Source organism: Phenylobacterium sp. (assembly GCF_031412415.1).
GTDB lineage: Bacteria > Pseudomonadota > Alphaproteobacteria > Caulobacterales > Caulobacteraceae > Phenylobacterium.
Window position 1 is genome coordinate 1 of record NZ_JANOCX010000408.1, and the last position, 3,879, is coordinate 3,879.

Sequence of the window (3,879 nt, forward strand, 5' to 3'; positions counted from 1 at the left end):
CGCCCAGGTCGAGCCGGCGCTCTACGACCGCACCCTGACCATGAACGGCGTCTCCAAAGCCTACGCCATGACCGGCTGGCGGATCGGCTATGCGGCAGGCCCGGTCGAGCTCATCAATCTGATGCGTAAGGTCATGAGCCAGACGACCTCCAACCCCGCCTCGATCAGCCAGTATGCGGCGGTCGAAGCCCTCAACGGCGACCAGTCGTTCATCGCGCCGAACAAAATCCTCTTCCAGGGCCGCAGGGACCTGGTGGTCTCGATGTTGAACCAGGCGAGCGGCCTGAAGTGCCCGACCCCGGAAGGCGCCTTCTATGTCTATCCGTCGGTGGAGGGCCTGATCGGCAAGACCACGGAGGCCGGCAAGGTGATCGAAACCGACGCCGACTTCGCGGTCTCCCTGCTGGAGCAGGAGGGCGTCTCGGTGGTGTTCGGCGCGGCCTTCGGTCTCTCGCCGTTCTTCCGCATCAGCTACGCGACCTCGAACGCCAACTTGGAAGACGCCTGCACGCGCATCCAGCGCTTCTGCGCCTCTCTGAAATAGGTCGCCGGCTGATGGCCGACCTGATCAACTTCAACAAGGCGAAGAAGGCCAAGGCGCGCGACCAAGACCGGAGCCAGGCCGCGCGGAACCGCGTGGCCTTCGGGCGGACCAAGGCTGAGAAGACCGCATCGAAGATGGAGGCGTCGCAGGCTGACCGCGCACTCGACGGCACGCGGCGCGAAGACTGAGCCCTAGATCTGCGTCGGAACGGCGCCGTCGCGGGCCGCGGCGGGGATGGCGTTGTAGATGGAGGCCGGCGTGATGCCGAGACGGCGGCGGGCCTCTTCAAGCGGCTCGTTCAGCAGGCGCTCATAGTCCTCGCCCAGCAGCCAGGCGCAGGCCTTGCCACGCTGATAGCCCTGCCAGATCGCCTTGGCGTAGGGATGGTCGCCGCCCCGCGAGCGGATCGTCGCGCCCGCCGCGATCAGCGCCCAGCCCAGGCCCTTGGTCTGGGCGTAGGAGAAGGCCACCAGGCAGGCCTCGCCCAGCGCGTCGCGGTGATAGCCCGACAGGATGTGCCAGATGTCATGGATGTCGCGGGTGCGGCGGCCCATCCAGGCATAGGGGTGGCGCACGTCGATCTCGTTGCCGCTGGAGCGGCTGACCTCGGCCAGGCCCTCGGCCGAAAGCTGCTCGGTGCGAATGAAGTCGCGATAGGCCGCGCCCACGGTGCCCGGCTTGAAGGCGTCCAGCCAGGCGTCGTCCATCAGCTTCTCGGCCAGCTCCTGGCGCTCGTAGGCGATGCGACCGCCCTGCGGCGTGGTCAGCAGGCGCTGGAAGGCGTCGGCGGTGGCCGTGCCGTTCAGGGCGCGCATGATCTCGAACACCTGGCCGGTGTCGTCCTTGTCGTTCAGCAGACGCTGCAGCGCCTTCAGCGCCGCACCCCACTGGAGCTTGGGCTTAGGCAGCGTCGCAGTGGCAGGAGTGGCAGGAGTGGCCTGCCGCTGGTGGGGGACGTCAAAGGTGTCGGCGGTCATGGCCATGGGGAGCAGCCTTTACGAAACAGCGTTCGGATCAAAGATGACGCCAGCGTCATTTTTTTGCAAGAGGCAATCCGACATGGCGGCTCCGAGGTTGCGCCGAGGCCTGACTTGGCCCCACAACTGCGTTCATGCCACGGCTTCGTAAACGTTCCATCCTGCTGTCCGGCCACGCCACCTCGTTGGCCCTGGAGCCGGAATTCTGGGCGGTGCTGGATGAGCTGGCGACCACCGACGGGCTCAGCGTCGCGGCGCTGATCGCGCGCATTGACGAGGGCCGCGGCGAACGGCCCCTGGCCTCGGCCTGCCGTGTGACGGCCCTCAGCTTCGCCCAGCGGGGCGCCTAGACCGCTCCGTCCTATTTCGGAGTTGGAATGGGCGCGTCGGGCAGCCTTGGCGCATCCGGAAGCGACGGCGCCTTAGGCAGGTTCAGGTCCACCTCAACGCTCTTGGGCATATCCGGTTTTGACATGCCCCCGCCCGAATAGATCACGAAGGCGATCACCGCGACCGCCACGATCAATCCGCCGACCAGGAAGGCCAGCCAGGGCGTCGCCGATCTTGGCTGGTCGGCCACGGCCCTACTCGGCCTTGGCGGGCGCGGAGATATCAGGCGCCTTGATGTTCACATCGACGGACTTGGTCTCACCGCCGCCCATGCCGCCCGAGTACATGAAGAATGCGATCACCGCGACGACGACGATCAGACCGCCCACGATGAAGGCCAGCACAGGCGTCGCGCCGTTTCCAGAATTCTCAGCCACGTTTGTCCTCCAGGATCACAGTTAAGGTCGGGGACAAAACGAACATCGATCGGACCGGTTCCGGACTTAAGGCGCGCGGCGTTTGTGCTACATATGTTCCGATGTCGTCATTTGAATCAGCTCCCCTGCCCGCGCCCCGCGTCAGCGACCTGGCCCGGGTCAGCGGCCCCGACTATCTCGAGGGCCTGAATCCCGAACAGCGCGCGGCGGTGGAGGCCACCGACGGGCCAGTGCTGGTGCTGGCCGGTGCGGGCACCGGCAAGACCCGCGTGCTGACCACACGGCTCGCCCACATCCTGGCGACCGGCAAGGCCAAGCCCTGGGAACTGCTGGCCGTCACCTTCACCAACAAGGCCGCGCGCGAGATGCGCGAGCGGATCACCCACATCATCGGGCCCCAGGCGGAGGGGCTGCGGTGGCTGGGCACCTTCCACTCCGTAGCCGCCCAGATCCTGCGCCGCCACGCCGACCTCGTGGGGCTGAAGTCGAACTACACGATAATCGACAACGACGACCAGGAACGGCTGATCAAGCAAGTGCTGGAAGCGGAGAACATCGACGCCAAGCGATGGACGCCCAAGACCCTGGCCGGGATGATCGACCACTGGAAGAACCGCGGCTGGACCCCCGACCGCCTGCCGGCCGGCGAGGGGGCTGAGTTCGCCAACAACCGCGGCGCGGGCCTCTACAAGCTGTACCAGGACCGGCTGCGCGTGCTGAACGCCTGCGACTTCGGCGACCTGCTGCTGCACAACCTGACCATCTTCATGACGCAGCCCGACGTGCTGGCCGAGTTCCACGACCGCTTCAAATACATCCTGGTCGACGAGTACCAGGACACCAACGTCGCACAGTATCTGTGGCTGCGCCTGCTGGCCCAGAAGCGCCAGAACGTCTGCTGCGTGGGTGACGACGACCAGTCGATCTATGGCTGGCGCGGGGCCGAGGTGGACAACATCCTGCGCTTCGAGCGCGACTTTCCCGGCGCGACGGTGATCCGGCTGGAGCGCAACTACCGTTCCACCAGCCACATCCTGGCGGCGGCCTCGGGCCTGATCAGCACCAACAAGGGTCGACTTGGAAAGACCCTGTGGACCCAGGCGAACGACGGCGAAAAGGTCGTGGTGCGCGGGGTCTGGGATGGCGAGGCCGAGAGCCGCCTGGTCGCCGAGGAGATCGAGCGCGCCAAGAAGGGCGGCACGGAGAAGGACCCGCGCAAGTTCCGCGACATGGCCATCCTGGTCCGCGCCTCCTTTCAGATGCGCGCCTTCGAGGAACGGTTCGTCCTCCTGCAGATCCCCTACACGGTGGTCGGCGGCCCGCGGTTCTTCGAGCGCGCCGAGATCCGAGACGCCCACGCCTATCTGCGGTTGATCCAGTCGCCGGACGACGACCTGGCCTTCGAGCGGATCGTCAATGTGCCCAAGCGCGGCATCGGCGACACCACGGTCCAGAAGCTGCTGACCATGGCCCGGATTAGTGGCATCCCGGTGATGGAGGCCGCCCGCGAGGTGGTCCGTACCGACGAGCTGGCCGCCCGCACCCGCACGGCGCTGGCGAACTTCCTGCGCGACATCGACCGCTGGCGCGT

At 66.7% G+C, this 3,879-nt stretch carries 7 protein-coding genes; 4 read left to right on the forward strand and 3 right to left on the reverse strand.

All coding sequences use genetic code 11. The features are described from left to right. A partial coding sequence (locus RMO04_RS19050) for an aminotransferase class I/II-fold pyridoxal phosphate-dependent enzyme (RefSeq protein WP_309646345.1) occupies positions 1-544 on the forward strand: 544 nt, incomplete at its 5' end. Positions 545-555: 11 nt separating this feature from the next. Further along, complete coding sequence (locus RMO04_RS19055; protein WP_309646346.1) at positions 556-732, forward strand: DUF4169 family protein; 177 nt, start codon at positions 556-558, stop codon at positions 730-732. A 3-nt stretch (positions 733-735) separates the two neighbouring features. On the opposite strand, the gene RMO04_RS19060 is transcribed toward RMO04_RS19055, so the two are convergent. Beyond that, on the reverse strand, positions 736-1,527 hold the full coding sequence (locus RMO04_RS19060) for a Coq4 family protein (RefSeq protein WP_309646347.1): 792 nt from the start codon (positions 1,525-1,527) through the stop codon (positions 736-738). Positions 1,528-1,655: 128 nt separating this feature from the next. Between RMO04_RS19060 and RMO04_RS19065 the strand changes: the two genes are divergently transcribed. Continuing rightward, positions 1,656-1,871: a ribbon-helix-helix domain-containing protein gene (locus tag RMO04_RS19065; protein WP_309646348.1), complete on the forward strand. Its 216-nt coding sequence runs from the start codon at positions 1,656-1,658 to the stop codon at positions 1,869-1,871. An 11-nt stretch (positions 1,872-1,882) separates the two neighbouring features. Here RMO04_RS19065 and RMO04_RS19070 read toward each other — a convergent pair whose 3' ends face one another. Next, complete coding sequence (locus tag RMO04_RS19070) at positions 1,883-2,101, reverse strand: hypothetical protein (protein WP_309646349.1); 219 nt, start codon at positions 2,099-2,101, stop codon at positions 1,883-1,885. Positions 2,102-2,105: 4 nt separating this feature from the next. Beyond that, the gene (locus RMO04_RS19075) at positions 2,106-2,288 is read right to left on the reverse strand and encodes a hypothetical protein (RefSeq protein ID WP_309646350.1); all 183 of its coding nucleotides are present in this window, start codon (positions 2,286-2,288) and stop codon (positions 2,106-2,108) included. A 101-nt stretch (positions 2,289-2,389) separates the two neighbouring features. Between RMO04_RS19075 and RMO04_RS19080 the strand changes: the two genes are divergently transcribed. After that, a partial coding sequence (locus RMO04_RS19080) for a UvrD-helicase domain-containing protein (RefSeq protein WP_309646351.1) occupies positions 2,390-3,879 on the forward strand: 1,490 nt, incomplete at its 3' end.